Origin of the sequence: Erwinia billingiae Eb661 (assembly GCF_000196615.1) — a bacterium.
In the GTDB taxonomy this organism is placed as follows: Bacteria; Pseudomonadota; Gammaproteobacteria; order Enterobacterales; family Enterobacteriaceae; genus Erwinia; species Erwinia billingiae.
The window spans coordinates 15,648-32,030 of record NC_014306.1; the positions used below are offsets into that span (position 1 = coordinate 15,648).

Here is a 16,383-nt window from a genome sequence, read left to right on the forward strand (position 1 = left end):
GTCTCAAAGTGAAGGCTTCCCTATATTGGTATCCGGCACTGAATCGAGTCAACATCCTGTTAATGATTCTTAACCTTTTAGCCACGAGGATGCCATGAAAAATTCTGCAACTGACTGTTTATGCGAACAAGAGCTGGCCTCTACCGTCAGCGCATTGCAGCAGCATAAGCCAGAAAGCGTAATCTATCAGACCTCTCTGATGAGCGCGTTGCTGAGTGGGGTTTACGAGGGCAATATCACCGTTGCCGATCTGCTGAAAAAAGGGGACTTCGGCCTCGGCACTTTCAACCAGCTGGACGGCGAACTGATTGCCTTCGATCGTGAGGTCTATCAGTTACGCGCTGACGGCAGCGCCCGCGAGGCCAGTCCGCAGCAGAAAACCCCCTTTGCGGTGATGACCTTCTTCCGTCCGCAGCATCGCCATCATTTCGACCGGCCGGTGGGTCGTCAGCAGATTCACGACTATATCGACAGTCAGGTCACCTCCGATAACCAGTTCTGCGCACTGCGCATCGACGGCCGTTTCTCGGAGGCGCAGACCCGCACCGTGCCGTGCCAGCATCGTCCTTATCGCAGCATGCCCGAAGTGCTCGGCCAGCAACCCACCTTTCATTTCAGCGAGCGTAACGGCGTGCTGATTGGTTTCCGCACGCCGCAATATATGCAGGGCATCAACGTGGCGGGTTACCACGAGCACTTTATTACCGATGACCGTCAGGGTGGCGGCCATCTGCTGGATTACCGGCTGGAGGAAGGGGTGCTGACCTTCGGTGCGATCAGCAAACTGGTGATCGACCTGCCAAAAGATAACGACTTTCTGCAAGCCAACCTGAATCCCGACGATCTGGATTCGGCCATTCGTTCCGTTGAGAGCTAATTCCCCTAAGGAGTCATGATGAAAAACCCAACCGATACTCAGCTATGGCAGCATGGCGCCGATCTGGTCGTGGCGCAGCTGGAAGCTCAGGGCGTGAAGCAGGTCTTTGGTATTCCGGGCGCCAAAATCGATAAGGTCTTTGATTCGCTGGTGGACTCCACTATCCAGACCATCCCGGTGCGCCATGAAGCCAATGCTGCCTTTATGGCGGCGGCAGTCGGGCGGCTGACCGGCAACGCGGGCGTGGCGCTGGTCACCTCCGGCCCCGGTTGCTCGAACCTGATCACCGGTATGGCCACCGCCACCAGTGAAGGCGATCCGGTGGTGGCGCTGGGCGGCGCGGTGAAGCGCGCGGACAGTGCAAAACAGGTGCATCAGAGCATGGACACCGTTGCCATGTTTCGTCCGGTCACCAAATATGCCGTTGAAGTCACCGATGCCAATGCCCTGTCTGAAGTGATCTCCAACGCCTTCCGCCAGGCTGAACACGGCCGAGGCGGCGGTGCCTTTGTCAGCCTGCCGCAGGATATTGTTGATCAACCGGCCCGGGGCAATCTGCTGAGCAGCAAAGGTCAGGTGTTGCTGGGCGCCGCGCCAGATGTGGCGATTGAGGCGGTTGCCGCACAGATTGCGCAGGCCAAAAACCCGGTTCTGCTGCTGGGACTGATGGCCAGCCAGCCGCAAAACAGCGATGCGCTACACCGTTTGCTGGAGCGCAGCCATATTCCCGTCACCAGCACCTATCAGGCGGCTGGGGCCGTACGTCAGGGACACTTTTCACGCTTTGCTGGCCGGGTAGGCTTGTTTAACAATCAGGCGGGCGATCGTCTGTTACGTCAGGCTGACCTGATTATCACCATCGGCTACAGCCCGGTGGAATATGAGCCGGCCATGTGGAACAGCGGGACGGCCACGCTGGTGCATATCGATGTGTTGCCTGCGGAAGCGGATAACTGCTATTTGCCGGATGCTGAGCTGGTGGGCGATATCGCCGCAACGCTCGACAAACTCGCCGCGCGCATTGCCTCGCCTTTGCAGCTCAGCTCACAGGCCGCATCGATTCTGCACGATCGCCAGCAACAGCGGGAACTGCTGACATTGCAGGGCCAGAATCTGAATCAGTTTGCCTTGCATCCGCTGCGCATTGTGCGGGCGATGCAGGACATCATTAACAGCGACGTCACCCTGACGGTGGATATGGGAAGCTTCCATATCTGGATTGCCCGCTACCTTTACAGCTTCCGGGCGCGTCAGATTATGATCTCCAACGGGCAACAGACGATGGGCGTGGCGCTGCCGTGGGCCATTGGCGCCTGGCTGGTCGACCCGAGCCGTAAAGTGGTGTCGGTCTCCGGCGATGGCGGATTCCTGCAGTCCAGTATGGAGCTGGAAACTGCCGTCAGGCTCAAAGCCAATATTCTGCACATCATCTGGGTGGATGAGGAATACAACATGGTGGCGATGCAGGAACAGAAGAAATATCAGCGGGTGTCGGGGGTTAAATTCGGCCCGGTCGATTTCAAAGCTTACGCCGAAGCCTTTGGCGCTGCCGGATTTGCGGTCGACAGCGCAGCAGCGTTAGAGCCAACGCTGCGTAAAGCCATGGATGTGCAGGGACCTGCAGTGGTCGCGGTGCCGGTCGATTATGCCGACAATCATTTGCTGATGGGCCAGCTCCATTTAAGCCAGATCCTCTAACCTCAGCCACGATCGCAGCCTTAAGCCAAACCCGAGGCAGGCAACAGCGAAACGTTTCGATGGCGATCACAATTTCGCGATTTGGCGGTTGTTTTCGCCCCTGCCTCTCTTAAACTCCGGATCAGCGAAACGTTTCGCTCTGGAGTGAAAGATGAAAAAAGGCACCTTACTGAATTCTGATATTTCGTCCGTGGTTTCCCGCCTCGGGCATACCGACAGCCTGACCATCGGCGATGCGGGCTTGCCAATTCCGGCCGGCCCTCAGCGTATCGATCTGGCGCTGACCCACGGTATTCCCAGCTTTCTGCAGGTGGTTCACACCGTGACCGAAGAGATGCAGGTAGAAAGTGCCATCATCGCGGAAGAGATCAAATCTCATAATCCCAAGCTTCACAGCGACCTGTTAGCCCTGCTCGACTTGCTGCAACAACATCAGGGAAACACCATCTCGATCCAGTACGTCACTCATCACCAGTTAAAACAGCAAACCCAGCGTAGTCAGGCCGTGATCCGCAGTGGGGAATGTTCCCCCTACGCGAATATCATCCTGACCGCTGGCGTGACCTTCTGAGGCCATGATGCAACCTTTACTGCAACTGCAAGGTATTGATAAATCCTTTCCCGGCGTGAAGGCGCTTTCCGGCGCGGCACTCTCGGTCTATCCGGGCAGAGTGATGGCGCTGGTCGGCGAAAATGGTGCCGGTAAATCCACCATGATGAAGGTGATGACCGGGATCTATCCGCGTGATGCGGGCCGCATCACCTGGCTGGGCAATGACGTCTCCTTCAACGGGCCAAAAGCGTCACAGGAAGCCGGCATTGGCATCATTCATCAGGAGCTGAATCTGATCCCACAGCTGAGCATTGCGGAAAACATCTTCCTCGGCCGTGAGTTTGTTAATGCGTTTGGCCGCATCCAGTGGAAGAAAATGCACGCCGAAGCCGACGTGCTGCTGAAAAAACTCAATCTGCGTTTTAGCAGCCACAGGCTGGTGGGCGATCTGTCGATCGGCGACCAGCAGATGGTCGAGATTGCTAAAGTGCTGAGTTATGAGTCGAAAGTGATCGTGATGGACGAACCCACCGATGCACTGACCGATACCGAAACCGCGTCGCTGTTCCGCGTGATCCGCGAGCTGAAGGCGCAGGGATGCGGCATTGTCTATATCTCGCACCGCATGAAGGAAATCTTCGAAATCTGCGATGACGTGACCATTTTCCGCGACGGACAGTTTATTGCCGAGCGGGCCGTGGAAAGCCTGGAAGAAGATTCGCTGATTGAAATGATGGTTGGCCGCAAGCTGGAAGAGCAATACCCGCGGCTGGATAAAGCGCCTGGTGAGGTTCGCCTCAAGGTGGAACATCTTACCGGGCCGGGCGTTGACGATATCAGCTTCACCCTGCGCAAAGGTGAAATTCTGGGTGTTGCCGGGCTGATGGGCGCGGGCCGTACCGAATTAATGAAGGTGTTATACGGCGCGATGCCGCGCAGCAGTGGCAGCGTACAGCTCGACGGCAAAAACGTCACCACGCGTTCGCCTGAAGAAGGGCTGAAAAACGGCCTCGTCTATATCTCTGAAGACCGTAAACGCGATGGACTGGTGCTGGGCATGTCGGTGAAAGAGAACATGTCTTTGACCGCGCTGGATTACTTCAGCCATAAAGGCGGACGCCTGAAGCACGCTGAAGAGCAGATGGCCGTTGGCGATTTTATTCAGCTTTTCAATGTGAAAACCCCGTCAATGGACCAGCCAATTGGGCTGCTGTCTGGCGGTAATCAACAGAAAGTCGCCATCGCTCGCGGTCTGATGACCCGGCCAAAAGTGTTGATCCTCGATGAGCCGACGCGCGGCGTCGATGTCGGGGCGAAGAAAGAAATTTATCAGTTAATCAATCAGTTCAAAGAAGAAGGGCTGAGCATCATCCTCGTCTCCTCTGAGATGCCTGAAGTGCTGGGTATGAGCGATCGCGTGCTGGTGATGCACGAAGGCCGCCTGAGCGGTGACTTCCCCATTGAACAAGCCACGCAGGAAGTCTTAATGGCGGCGGCGGTAGGCAAGCAACATAGCGTGGAGCTAGCAAAACTATGAGTACCCAAACCCTTCGTGCCAACCGCATCTTCAGCAAAAGCTGGCTGCTGGAGCAAAAATCGCTGATCGCCCTGATCGTGCTGATTGCCATTGTGTCGAGCCTCAGCCCGAACTTCTTCACCGTCAATAACCTGTTCAACATCCTGCAGCAGACGTCGGTCAACGCCATTATGGCGGTGGGCATGACGCTGGTGATCCTGACCTCGGGCATCGATCTTTCCGTGGGTTCATTGCTGGCATTGACCGGCGCGGTGGGCGCTTCGCTGGTGGGCCTGGAAGTGAATGCACTGGTCGCCGTGGCGGGATCGCTGGCATTGGGCGCGGCGATTGGCGCGCTGACCGGCACGATTGTCGCCAAGGGCAAGGTTCAGGCCTTTATCGCCACGCTGGTGATGATGTTGCTGTTGCGCGGCGTGACCATGGTTTATACCAACGGCAGCCCGGTGAACACCGGCTTTAATGACAATGCCGATCTGTTTGGCTGGTTCGGCATCGGCCGCCCGCTGGGCATCCCAACGCCGGTGTGGATTATGGCCATCGTCTTCTTCGCGGCCTGGTACATGCTGCATCACACGCGTCTGGGCCGTTATATCTATGCGCTGGGCGGCAATGAAGCGGCGACCCGTTTATCCGGCATCAGCGTCAGCCGCGTTAAAATCATCGTTTATGCCCTGTGCGGCATGCTGGCCGCGCTGGCAGGCACGATTGAAGTGGCGCGTCTCTCTTCGGCTCAGCCAACGGCGGGAACCGGCTATGAGCTGGATGCTATCGCGGCCGTGGTGCTCGGCGGTACCAGCCTGGCAGGCGGTAAAGGACGCATTATGGGAACCTTGATCGGTGCGCTGATCCTCGGCTTCCTGAATAACGGCCTCAACCTGCTCGGTGTTTCTTCTTACTACCAAATGATCGTCAAAGCTGTGGTGATACTGCTGGCGGTGCTGGTAGATAACAAAAGCAGTAAATAACTCTCCCCTACAGGAATTTATGATGAAAATGAAACTGACTGCACTTGCTGTTCTGCTCGGCGTAACCGTCAGCGCAAACGCGCTGGCAAAAGACACCATCGCGCTGGTGGTTTCCACACTGAATAACCCGTTCTTCGTCTCCTTAAAAGATGGCGCACAGAAAGAAGCGGATAAGCTGGGCTACAACCTGGTGGTGCTGGATTCACAGAACAACCCGGCGAAAGAGCTGGCTAACGTGCAGGACCTGACCGTTCGCGGCACCAAACTGCTGCTGATCAACCCTACCGATTCAGACGCGGTGGGCAATGCCGTGAAGATGGCGAACCAGGCGAATATCCCGGTGATCACCCTTGACCGCGTGGCTTCCCAGGGCAAAGTGGTGAGCCACGTCGCCTCGGATAACCGTTTCGGCGGTAAAATGGCCGGTGACTACATCGCCAAAAAACTGGGTGATAATGCCAAAATCATCGAGCTGGCCGGTATTGCCGGTACCTCGGCTGCCCGTGAACGTGGCGAAGGCTTCAAAACCGCGGCCGATGCGCACCACTTCCAGATCCTTGCCAGCCAGCCCGCTGATTTCGACCGCACTAAAGGCCTGAACGTGATGCAAAACCTGCTGACCGCGCATCCTGATGTGCAGGCCGTGTTCGCGCAGAATGATGAAATGGCGCTGGGCGCGATGCGTGCATTGCAAACCGCAGGCAAATCTGATGTTCTGGTGGTTGGCTTCGACGGCACCGCCGATGGCGTGAAGGCGGTTGAAGGTGGCAAGCTGGCCGCGACCGTGGCGCAGCAGCCAGAGCAGATCGGCGTTATCGGCGTGGATACCGCTGATAAAGTGCTGAAGGGCCAGAAGGTTCAGGCAATCAACCCGGTTGATCTGAAACTGGTCACTAAATAATTCAGCACGACACGCGCCACCTCCTGCAGGTGGCGCCTTTTTCTGGACGACACCCTGATGAAAACACCCGGTAAGCTGGCTGTCCTTGGCAGCATCAACGCAGATCACATCCTTAACCTGAACACCTTTCCTCGTCCCGGTGAAACGGTGATCGGCAAGCATTATCAAATCGCTTTCGGCGGCAAAGGGGCCAATCAGGCGGTCGCGGCCGGACGCAGCGGCGCTGACATCGCGTTTATCGCCTGTGTGGGTGAAGACGATATTGGTCAGCGTATTCGCGAGCAGCTGAATAAAGACAACATTGATGTTTCTCCTGTCGAAGTGATTGCGGGTGACTCCACCGGCGTGGCGCTGATTTTCGTCAATGCCGAAGGCGAAAACAGTATCGCCATCCATTCGGGTGCCAACGCGGCGTTGACGCCAGCCATCGTCATCAAGCACCAAAAAACGATCGCTGAGGCTGGCGCGTTACTGATGCAGCTTGAGTCTCCGCTTGATAGCGTGCTGGCGGCCGCCAAAATCGCCCATCAGCATCAGACCAAAGTGATCCTCAATCCCGCGCCTGCCACGCCGCTGTCCGATGAGCTGCTGGCGCTGGTGGATATGATCACCCCCAATGAAACCGAAGCCGAGATCCTGACGGGCGTCCATATCGACAGCGATGAGGATGCAGCCCGTGCGGCGGCGGTTCTGCATGATAAAGGCATCCACAGCGTGCTGATTACGCTGGGCAGTCGCGGCGTGTGGCTCAGTGAGCAGGGCGACGGGCAGCGCATTGCCGGCTTTAAGGTGGATGCGGTCGATACCATCGCCGCAGGCGATACCTTTAACGGCGCGTTGATTACCGCCTTACTGGACGAACAGCCGATGGCGCAGGCCGTGCGCTTTGCCCACGCCGCGGCCGCGATTTCAGTCACGCGATCCGGTGCGCAGCCTTCGGTGCCCTGGCGTCACGAGACCGACAGCTTCTTGCAGCAGCAGGGGTAGCACTTGGCCACCATGAAAGATGTCGCACGGCTGGCGGGCGTTTCAACGTCCACCGTTTCCCATGTGATCAACAACAACCGCTTTGTCAGTGACGCGGTGCGGGAAAAAGTGACCACGGCGATTTCGCAACTTAACTATGCGCCATCCGCCCTGGCACGAAGCCTGAAGCTTAATCAGACCCGCACCATCGGGATGCTGCTGACCGCCAGCAGCAACCCGTTCTATTCGGAAGTGGTGCGTGGCGTCGAAAGAAGCTGTTATGAGCGCGGCTACAGTCTGGTGCTGTGCAATACCGATGGCGACGAAAACCGCATGAACCGCAGTCTGGAGACGCTGTTGCAAAAGCGTGTCGACGGGCTGTTAATCATGTGTACCGAAAGCCATATTCCGTCGGTTGAGATCCTGACGCGCTATCCTTCTATCCCTTCCGTGATGATGGACTGGTCCCCTTTTGACGGTGGCAGCGACATTATTCAGGATAACTCGCTGCTGGGCGGCGAAATGGCCACCCGGCATCTTATCTCCCGGGGGTATACGCGTATTGCCTGTATCGCCGGACCGCAGGATAAAACGCCGGCCCGATTACGCCTTGAGGGATTTCATCAGGCGATGGAACAGGCGGGTTTACCGGTGCTGCCTGGCTATATCGTCGCTGGCGATCTGGAGTTTGAGGGCGGCTACAATGCGATGAACCAACTGCTGGCGCTCAACCCGCTGCCGCAGGCGGTGTTTACCAGCAACGATGCGATGGCGGTTGGGGTTTATCATGCGTTGTATCAGGCAGGACTGTCGGTGCCGCAGGACATTGCGGTGATCGGCTATGACGATATCGAGCTGGCCCGCTATATGACCCCGCCGCTGACCACCATCCATCAGCCGAAAGATGAACTGGGTGAGTTGGCCATTGATACGCTGCTGCATCGTCTGGCCGAGCCCGGTGGCAGCCAGCAACTGCTGGTGCTGACACCGGAACTGGTCGAGCGTGGATCCGTCGGGGAGCGTTAAGCGGCTTTCTTCTTTTTCTCCCGGTTGCTGATCAGATGCCTTCCGTCGCCGGGTTTCAACATCAAAAACACCGATCCTGAGATCACCGTGACCACACCCATCGTCAGGAACGTGGCATGGAAGTGCTGAACGGTGGTGCCATCAAAGTTTTCATAGAATCGCAGCACGGCGGCACTGACCGCCACCCCGAAGCTGATCGCCAGCTGTTGGGTCACGGCCAGCATACTGTTGCCGCTGCTGGCGTTGGCATCATTAAGATCCGCCAGTGTGATGGTGTTCATGGCGGTGAACTGTGTCGACATCCCCATCCCCAGAACAAACAGCGGCAGCAGGAGCACCAGCAGGCTCATCCCCGGCGTTTGTAAGGCGAAGCTGGCAACCAGCACGCCGATGATCACGCTAATCCATACCAGGGTTTTGCGGTAGCCAAACCAGCGCAGCACCTGCGTCACCATCGACTTGGCCATAATCGAACCTAACGCGGTCGGTGCCATCATGCAGCCTGCCAGGATCGCCGAGTAACCAAAGCCAACCTGCAGCATCAACGGCATCAGGAAAGGAATGCACCCCGTCCCGAGGCGTGCGGCGATATTGCCCAGTATGCCTACCGAGAAAGTGCGGGTTTTAAACATCGGCAACGGGATGAGCGGCGTAGGGTGGCGTCTTGCGTGCACTATATAGAGAAGAAGTAACAGAACGCCGCCCAGCGTGACCGCCAGCGCAATGCTGGTGGCAACGATCTTCTCGCCAAACAGCTCTATTCCGCTCGAAAGCAGCACCAGCCCAATCCCGAACAGCAAAAAGCCCAGGAAATCGAAGCGGCGGCGTGGCGTGGTGAAGTCCGGCATATATTTGCGGGCATAGATGATGCCGGCAATTCCCATCGGGATATTAATCAGGAAGATCCAGTGCCAGGTGGCATAGGTCACCAGCACGCCACCCAGCATCGGCCCCAGTACCGGGCCAATCAGTCCGGGCATGGTGACGAAATTGAGTACCGGCAGCAGCTCGCTCCGTGGGTAAGCCCTTAACAGGGCAAGGCGTGCTACCGGCATCATCATCGCGCCGCCGACACCCTGCACCACCCTGAAAGCAACCAGTGAGGTTAACGACCCCGAGAGTGCGCAGGCGAGAGAGCCGAGGGTAAACAGTGAGACAGCGACGATAAAGACTTTGCGGGTGCCGTAGCGATCGGCCAGCCAGCCGCTGACGGGAATAAGCAGGGCAACCGTTAAGGTGTAGCTGATGACGGCGGACTGCATCGCCAGCGGAGAGCGGTTGAGACTTTGGGCGATTGCGGGAAGGGCGGTGTTCAGTATCGTGGCATCCAGCGCCTGCATAAAGAAGGCCATGGCGGCGATCCACGGAAGTCCGGCCATACTGCGCGCGGATTTTATCATTTAGCATCCTTTTTAATGTTCAATGCTGGCAGGGCAAACCTGCAATGCATAAAGAATAGCATCAGCTGACCTGGTTACAGGAAGGGCAAAAGGGCTTTTAAAGGCCATTTAGCTGCTAAAAACAGCGTAAGACGGGTGTTTTTTCACCTTTTGGTGAAAAAAGAGGCGGTCAGATCTTTTTTGTTGAGAAACACTTGCGGCCTTCCAGGAATTCCCTATAATGCGCCTCCACTGACACGGAACAACGGCTTACGAGTCACCGGGTCAGAGGTTCAGGAAGCTGAATCGCCGGAGAAAAACTTCCCAAAAAGAAGTTGACTCTGAAGGAGGAAAGCGTAATATACGCCACCTCGCAGTAAGGCGCTAAGGCACTTACCGCAACGCTCTTTAACAATTTATCAGACAATCTGTGTGGGCACTCGCAGGATTGATATCAGCGCCGCAGGGCGCAAAAAAATATCAAGCCTTAAGAGTGAACACATAATGAAATTCATTATGACGTTTTACACTTGAGCACCGCTGAACTTGTTTCAGCAAATCGAACTTTTAATTGAAGAGTTTGATCATGGCTCAGATTGAACGCTGGCGGCAGGCCTAACACATGCAAGTCGAACGGTAGCACAGAGAGCTTGCTCTCGGGTGACGAGTGGCGGACGGGTGAGTAATGTCTGGGAAACTGCCTGATGGAGGGGGATAACTACTGGAAACGGTAGCTAATACCGCATAACGTCTTCGGACCAAAGTGGGGGACCTTCGGGCCTCACACCATCGGATGTGCCCAGATGGGATTAGCTAGTAGGTGGGGTAATGGCTCACCTAGGCGACGATCCCTAGCTGGTCTGAGAGGATGACCAGCCACACTGGAACTGAGACACGGTCCAGACTCCTACGGGAGGCAGCAGTGGGGAATATTGCACAATGGGCGCAAGCCTGATGCAGCCATGCCGCGTGTATGAAGAAGGCCTTCGGGTTGTAAAGTACTTTCAGCGGGGAGGAAGGCGATAAGGTTAATAACCTTGTCGATTGACGTTACCCGCAGAAGAAGCACCGGCTAACTCCGTGCCAGCAGCCGCGGTAATACGGAGGGTGCAAGCGTTAATCGGAATTACTGGGCGTAAAGCGCACGCAGGCGGTCTGTCAAGTCAGATGTGAAATCCCCGGGCTTAACCTGGGAACTGCATTTGAAACTGGCAGGCTAGAGTCTTGTAGAGGGGGGTAGAATTCCAGGTGTAGCGGTGAAATGCGTAGAGATCTGGAGGAATACCGGTGGCGAAGGCGGCCCCCTGGACAAAGACTGACGCTCAGGTGCGAAAGCGTGGGGAGCAAACAGGATTAGATACCCTGGTAGTCCACGCCGTAAACGATGTCGACTTGGAGGTTGTGCCCTTGAGGCGTGGCTTCCGGAGCTAACGCGTTAAGTCGACCGCCTGGGGAGTACGGCCGCAAGGTTAAAACTCAAATGAATTGACGGGGGCCCGCACAAGCGGTGGAGCATGTGGTTTAATTCGATGCAACGCGAAGAACCTTACCTGGCCTTGACATCCACGGAATTCGGCAGAGATGCCTTAGTGCCTTCGGGAACCGTGAGACAGGTGCTGCATGGCTGTCGTCAGCTCGTGTTGTGAAATGTTGGGTTAAGTCCCGCAACGAGCGCAACCCTTATCCTTTGTTGCCAGCGAGTAATGTCGGGAACTCAAAGGAGACTGCCGGTGACAAACCGGAGGAAGGTGGGGATGACGTCAAGTCATCATGGCCCTTACGGCCAGGGCTACACACGTGCTACAATGGCGCATACAAAGAGAAGCGAACTCGCGAGAGCAAGCGGACCTCACAAAGTGCGTCGTAGTCCGGATCGGAGTCTGCAACTCGACTCCGTGAAGTCGGAATCGCTAGTAATCGTAGATCAGAATGCTACGGTGAATACGTTCCCGGGCCTTGTACACACCGCCCGTCACACCATGGGAGTGGGTTGCAAAAGAAGTAGGTAGCTTAACCTTCGGGAGGGCGCTTACCACTTTGTGATTCATGACTGGGGTGAAGTCGTAACAAGGTAACCGTAGGGGAACCTGCGGTTGGATCACCTCCTTACCTGAAGATACTCTCCCGCGTAGTGTCCACAACAGATTGTCTGATAGAAAACGTAATGAGCAACAGTAACAGAGTCCCCATCGTCTAGAGGCCCAGGACACTGCCCTTTCACGGCTGTAACAGGGGTTCGAATCCCCTTGGGGACGCCATCTCCTGATAATGAGTGAAAGACATTATCAACCCGTATCTCAAAACTGATTCTCTCCGCAAGGACGAGTCACGTTTGAGATATTTGCTCTTTAACAATCCGGAACAAGCTGAAAATTGAAACGACATGTCGTTTTCATTCTCCGTAATAAGAATGAAATCAACGATATGTTCGAGTCTCTCAAATGCTTACAACAGCAATGTGTCTTTCGGGACGCTTGTGGGTTGTGAGGTTAAGTGACTAAGCGTACACGGTGGATGCCTAGGCAGTCAGAGGCGATGAAGGGCGTGCTAATCTGCGATAAGCGTCGGTAAGGTGATATGAACCGCAATAACCGACGATACCCGAATGGGGAAACCCGGTGCACTTTGGTGCATCATTGCAACATGAATACATAGTGTTGCAAGGCGAACCTGGGGAACTGAAACATCTAAGTACCCAGAGGAAAAGAAATCAACCGAGATTCCCCCAGTAGCGGCGAGCGAACGGGGAACAGCCCAGAACCTGAATCAGTTTGTGCATTAGTGGAAGCGTCTGGAAAGTCGCAGGGTACAGGGTGATACTCCCGTACACAAAAATGCACTTGCTGTGAGTTCGATGAGTAGGGCGGGACACGTGACATCCTGTCTGAATATGGGGGGACCATCCTCCAAGGCTAAATACTCCTGACTGACCGATAGTGAACCAGTACCGTGAGGGAAAGGCGAAAAGAACCCCGGCGAGGGGAGTGAAACAGAACCTGAAACCGTGTACGTACAAGCAGTGGGAGCACCTTCGTGGTGTGACTGCGTACCTTTTGTATAATGGGTCAGCGACTTATATTCTGTAGCAAGGTTAACCGTATAGGGGAGCCGAAGGGAAACCGAGTCTTAACTGGGCGTTAAGTTGCAGGGTATAGACCCGAAACCCGGTGATCTAGCCATGGGCAGGTTGAAGGTTGGGTAACACTAACTGGAGGACCGAACCGACTAATGTTGAAAAATTAGCGGATGACTTGTGGCTGGGGGTGAAAGGCCAATCAAACCGGGAGATAGCTGGTTCTCCCCGAAAGCTATTTAGGTAGCGCCTCGTGAACTCATCTTCGGGGGTAGAGCACTGTTTCGGCTAGGGGGCCATCCCGGCTTACCAACCCGATGCAAACTGCGAATACCGAAGAATGTTATCACGGGAGACACACGGCGGGTGCTAACGTCCGTCGTGAAGAGGGAAACAACCCAGACCGCCAGCTAAGGTCCCAAAGTCATGGTTAAGTGGGAAACGATGTGGGAAGGCACAGACAGCCAGGATGTTGGCTTAGAAGCAGCCATCATTTAAAGAAAGCGTAATAGCTCACTGGTCGAGTCGGCCTGCGCGGAAGATGTAACGGGGCTAAACCATGCACCGAAGCTGCGGCAGCGACGCTTAGGCGTTGTTGGGTAGGGGAGCGTTCTGTAAGCCGTCGAAGGTGGCCTGTGAGGGCTGCTGGAGGTATCAGAAGTGCGAATGCTGACATAAGTAACGATAAAGCGGGTGAAAAGCCCGCTCGCCGGAAGACCAAGGGTTCCTGTCCAACGTTAATCGGGGCAGGGTGAGTCGACCCCTAAGGCGAGGCCGAAAGGCGTAGTCGATGGGAAACAGGTTAATATTCCTGTACTCGGTGTTACTGCGAAGGGGGGACGGAGAAGGCTATGTTAGCCGGGCGACGGTTGTCCCGGTTTAAGCATGTAGGCGGAGAGTTTAGGTAAATCCGGACTCTTTTAACGCTGAGGTGTGATGACGAGGCACTACGGTGCTGAAGTAACAAATGCCCTGCTTCCAGGAAAAGCCTCTAAGCATCAGGTAACACAGAATCGTACCCCAAACCGACACAGGTGGTCAGGTAGAGAATACCAAGGCGCTTGAGAGAACTCGGGTGAAGGAACTAGGCAAAATGGTGCCGTAACTTCGGGAGAAGGCACGCTGGCGCGTAGGTGAAGGGACTTGCTCCCGGAGCTGAAGCCAGTCGAAGATACCAGCTGGCTGCAACTGTTTATTAAAAACACAGCACTGTGCAAACACGAAAGTGGACGTATACGGTGTGACGCCTGCCCGGTGCCGGAAGGTTAATTGATGGGGTTATCCGCAAGGAGAAGCTCTTGATCGAAGCCCCGGTAAACGGCGGCCGTAACTATAACGGTCCTAAGGTAGCGAAATTCCTTGTCGGGTAAGTTCCGACCTGCACGAATGGCGTAATGATGGCCAGGCTGTCTCCACCCGAGACTCAGTGAAATTGAACTCGCTGTGAAGATGCAGTGTACCCGCGGCAAGACGGAAAGACCCCGTGAACCTTTACTATAGCTTGACACTGAATATTGAACCTTGATGTGTAGGATAGGTGGGAGGCTTTGAAGCGTGGACGCCAGTCTGCGTGGAGCCAACCTTGAAATACCACCCTTTAACGTTTGATGTTCTAACCTGGCGCCGTGATCCGGCGTGGGGACAGTGTCTGGTGGGTAGTTTGACTGGGGCGGTCTCCTCCTAAAGAGTAACGGAGGAGCACGAAGGTTAGCTAATCACGGTCGGACATCGTGAGGTTAGTGCAATGGCATAAGCTAGCTTGACTGCGAGAGTGACGGCTCGAGCAGGTGCGAAAGCAGGTCATAGTGATCCGGTGGTTCTGAATGGAAGGGCCATCGCTCAACGGATAAAAGGTACTCCGGGGATAACAGGCTGATACCGCCCAAGAGTTCATATCGACGGCGGTGTTTGGCACCTCGATGTCGGCTCATCACATCCTGGGGCTGAAGTAGGTCCCAAGGGTACGGCTGTTCGCCGTTTAAAGTGGTACGCGAGCTGGGTTTAGAACGTCGTGAGACAGTTCGGTCCCTATCTGCCGTGGGCGCTGGAAGATTGAGAGGGGTTGCTCCTAGTACGAGAGGACCGGAGTGAACGCACCACTGGTGTTCGGGTTGTCATGCCAATGGCATTGCCCGGTAGCTAAGTGCGGAAAAGATAAGCGCTGAAAGCATCTAAGCGCGAAACTTGCCTCGAGATGAATCTTCCCTGGGCCTTTAAGGCCCCTGAAGGGACGTTGAAGACTACGACGTTGATAGGCCGGGTGTGTAAGCGCAGCGATGCGTTGAGCTAACCGGTACTAATGACCCGTGAGGCTTAACCTTACAACACCAGAAGCGTTCTGGTGGTGTCTGAGAGACACGAACAGATATTTTCAGCTTGAACCGGATAAATTTGCGCGGCCCTATGGCGGCGTGAATAACAGAATTTGCCTGGCGGCTTTAGCGCGGTGGTCCCACCTGACCCCATGCCGAACTCAGAAGTGAAACGCCGTAGCGCCGATGGTAGTGTGGGGTCTCCCCATGCGAGAGTAGGGAACTGCCAGGCATCAATTAAGCAGACAAGCCTCATGCGAAAGCATGGGGCTTTTTTGTGTGCGTAAAAAGCAAAAACCCACAGCAGGCCCGCCTGATAACGGCCAAAACCCGCCACTAAAATCCCAAACTACCCCAAAACCCCCAAAACCACCCAAAAACCAGACAAAAAAAGACGCCGTGCTGCCGCACGACGCCTCTAAATTCAGCGCTTACCCTGAAATGAAGCGAGATCTTCAGGCGTATTAAGATTAATAAACGCCTGCTGGTTGTCGAAATTAACCGCTGAACCGCCCACTTCTTTCAGGAAAACCATCAACTTGCGGTCGCCACGCTGCAAATATTCTTCCAGCTGAGGCGCCAGACTCCGGTGAACTAACGCCAGTGTGGGATGATCGCGTTCAGCACATCTCACCCAGGCTGCTTTTGCCTCGGCATTTTTTCCCTGCCAAAGCTGACTGACCAGATTTGTTGAAAGGAAGGGCGTATCACAGGAGGCAAAAACGGCCCAATCGGTGCTGATTCGCTGCAAAGCGGCCAACATGCCTGCCAGCGGACCCGCAAATCCGGTAAAAGTATCGGCAAAAACCTCGCAACCACTTTCCTGATAGCGCTGATGATGACGATTGGCACTGATACAGACCTCCGCAACCTGCGGCTGCAGGATCGCCAGCACATGCTGATACAGCGGCTTGCCATTCAGCATCACCAACCCTTTATCCTCGCCCTGCATCCTGGAACCTCTCCCTCCGGCCAGAATCACGCCGCTGACATCCTCTACTCTATACTTCACTGGTTGAGTCATGCGCCACAATACCCCTCTTTTCATGTGGGATTAAAGCTGGTAACCTGGCGTCCTCTGTCGACCTTAAGGAAC

General features: G+C 55.4%; 10 protein-coding genes, 1 tRNA gene and 3 rRNA genes. 12 read left to right on the forward strand and 2 right to left on the reverse strand.

The window, feature by feature from the left end; translation table 11 throughout:
* The first annotated feature begins 94 nt into the window (after positions 1-94).
* From budA to rbsR, 8 genes are all read left to right on the forward strand, one after another.
* Positions 95-877: an acetolactate decarboxylase gene (gene budA / locus EBC_RS01410; protein WP_013200053.1), complete on the forward strand. Its 783-nt coding sequence runs from the start codon at positions 95-97 to the stop codon at positions 875-877.
* An 18-nt stretch (positions 878-895) separates the two neighbouring features.
* Entirely contained in the window at positions 896-2,575 is a 1,680-nt protein-coding gene (gene alsS, locus EBC_RS01415) for an acetolactate synthase AlsS (RefSeq protein WP_013200054.1), read from the forward strand.
* Between the two features lie 151 nt (positions 2,576-2,726).
* Positions 2,727-3,146 carry a D-ribose pyranase gene (gene rbsD / locus EBC_RS01420; protein WP_013200055.1) on the forward strand — a complete coding sequence of 140 codons (420 nt, stop codon included), beginning with the start codon at positions 2,727-2,729 and terminating at the stop codon, positions 3,144-3,146.
* A 7-nt stretch (positions 3,147-3,153) separates the two neighbouring features.
* Entirely contained in the window at positions 3,154-4,665 is a 1,512-nt protein-coding gene (gene rbsA / locus EBC_RS01425; RefSeq protein ID WP_013200056.1) for a ribose ABC transporter ATP-binding protein RbsA, read from the forward strand.
* Positions 4,662-5,630 (forward strand): ribose ABC transporter permease, encoded by a 969-nt coding sequence (rbsC, locus tag EBC_RS01430; RefSeq protein ID WP_013200057.1) that lies wholly within the window; start codon positions 4,662-4,664, stop codon positions 5,628-5,630. The genes rbsA and rbsC overlap by 4 nt, the downstream gene beginning before the upstream one ends.
* A gap of 22 nt (positions 5,631-5,652) precedes the next feature.
* Positions 5,653-6,531: a ribose ABC transporter substrate-binding protein RbsB gene (gene rbsB, locus EBC_RS01435; protein WP_013200058.1), complete on the forward strand. Its 879-nt coding sequence runs from the start codon at positions 5,653-5,655 to the stop codon at positions 6,529-6,531.
* A gap of 57 nt (positions 6,532-6,588) precedes the next feature.
* On the forward strand, positions 6,589-7,518 hold the full coding sequence (gene rbsK / locus EBC_RS01440) for a ribokinase (protein ID WP_013200059.1): 930 nt from the start codon (positions 6,589-6,591) through the stop codon (positions 7,516-7,518).
* Positions 7,519-7,521: 3 nt separating this feature from the next.
* Complete coding sequence (gene rbsR, locus EBC_RS01445) at positions 7,522-8,523, forward strand: ribose operon transcriptional repressor RbsR (RefSeq protein WP_013200060.1); 1,002 nt, start codon at positions 7,522-7,524, stop codon at positions 8,521-8,523.
* Here the strand turns inward: rbsR and mdtD are convergent.
* Positions 8,520-9,923 (reverse strand): multidrug transporter subunit MdtD, encoded by a 1,404-nt coding sequence (gene mdtD, locus EBC_RS01450; protein ID WP_013200061.1) that lies wholly within the window; start codon positions 9,921-9,923, stop codon positions 8,520-8,522. The genes rbsR and mdtD overlap by 4 nt on opposite strands.
* A 547-nt stretch (positions 9,924-10,470) precedes the next feature.
* Here mdtD and EBC_RS01455 point away from each other — a divergent pair.
* The 4 genes from EBC_RS01455 to rrf all read left to right on the forward strand — a co-directional run bounded on the left by EBC_RS01455 (position 10,471) and on the right by rrf (position 15,519).
* Positions 10,471-12,011 (forward strand): 16S ribosomal RNA (locus EBC_RS01455).
* A gap of 73 nt (positions 12,012-12,084) precedes the next feature.
* A tRNA-Glu gene (locus EBC_RS01460) sits at positions 12,085-12,160 on the forward strand.
* 229 nt (positions 12,161-12,389) lie between these two features.
* Positions 12,390-15,296, forward strand: a 23S ribosomal RNA gene (locus EBC_RS01465).
* Positions 15,297-15,403: 107 nt separating this feature from the next.
* Positions 15,404-15,519, forward strand: a 5S ribosomal RNA gene (rrf, locus tag EBC_RS01470).
* Together the 16S, 23S and 5S rRNA genes with 1 tRNA gene alongside form the textbook arrangement of a ribosomal RNA operon.
* 192 nt (positions 15,520-15,711) lie before the next feature.
* Here rrf and mobA read toward each other — a convergent pair.
* Positions 15,712-16,299: a molybdenum cofactor guanylyltransferase MobA gene (gene mobA, locus EBC_RS01475; protein ID WP_269446435.1), complete on the reverse strand. Its 588-nt coding sequence runs from the start codon at positions 16,297-16,299 to the stop codon at positions 15,712-15,714.
* Positions 16,300-16,383: the final 84 nt, after the last annotated feature.

Bases quoted from the DNA above. Each gene is read 5' to 3' on its own strand.
- budA (WP_013200053.1), top strand. From the start codon at position 95: ATGAAAAATTCTGCAACTGACTGTTTATGCGAACAAGAGCTGGCCTCT.
- alsS (WP_013200054.1), top strand. From the start codon at position 896: ATGAAAAACCCAACCGATACTCAGCTATGGCAGCATGGCGCCGATCTG.
- rbsD (WP_013200055.1), top strand. From the start codon at position 2,727: ATGAAAAAAGGCACCTTACTGAATTCTGATATTTCGTCCGTGGTTTCC.
- rbsA (WP_013200056.1), top strand. From the start codon at position 3,154: ATGCAACCTTTACTGCAACTGCAAGGTATTGATAAATCCTTTCCCGGC.
- rbsC (WP_013200057.1), top strand. From the start codon at position 4,662: ATGAGTACCCAAACCCTTCGTGCCAACCGCATCTTCAGCAAAAGCTGG.
- rbsB (WP_013200058.1), top strand. From the start codon at position 5,653: ATGAAAATGAAACTGACTGCACTTGCTGTTCTGCTCGGCGTAACCGTC.
- rbsK (WP_013200059.1), top strand. From the start codon at position 6,589: ATGAAAACACCCGGTAAGCTGGCTGTCCTTGGCAGCATCAACGCAGAT.
- mdtD (WP_013200061.1), bottom strand. From the start codon at position 9,923: ATGATAAAATCCGCGCGCAGTATGGCCGGACTTCCGTGGATCGCCGCC.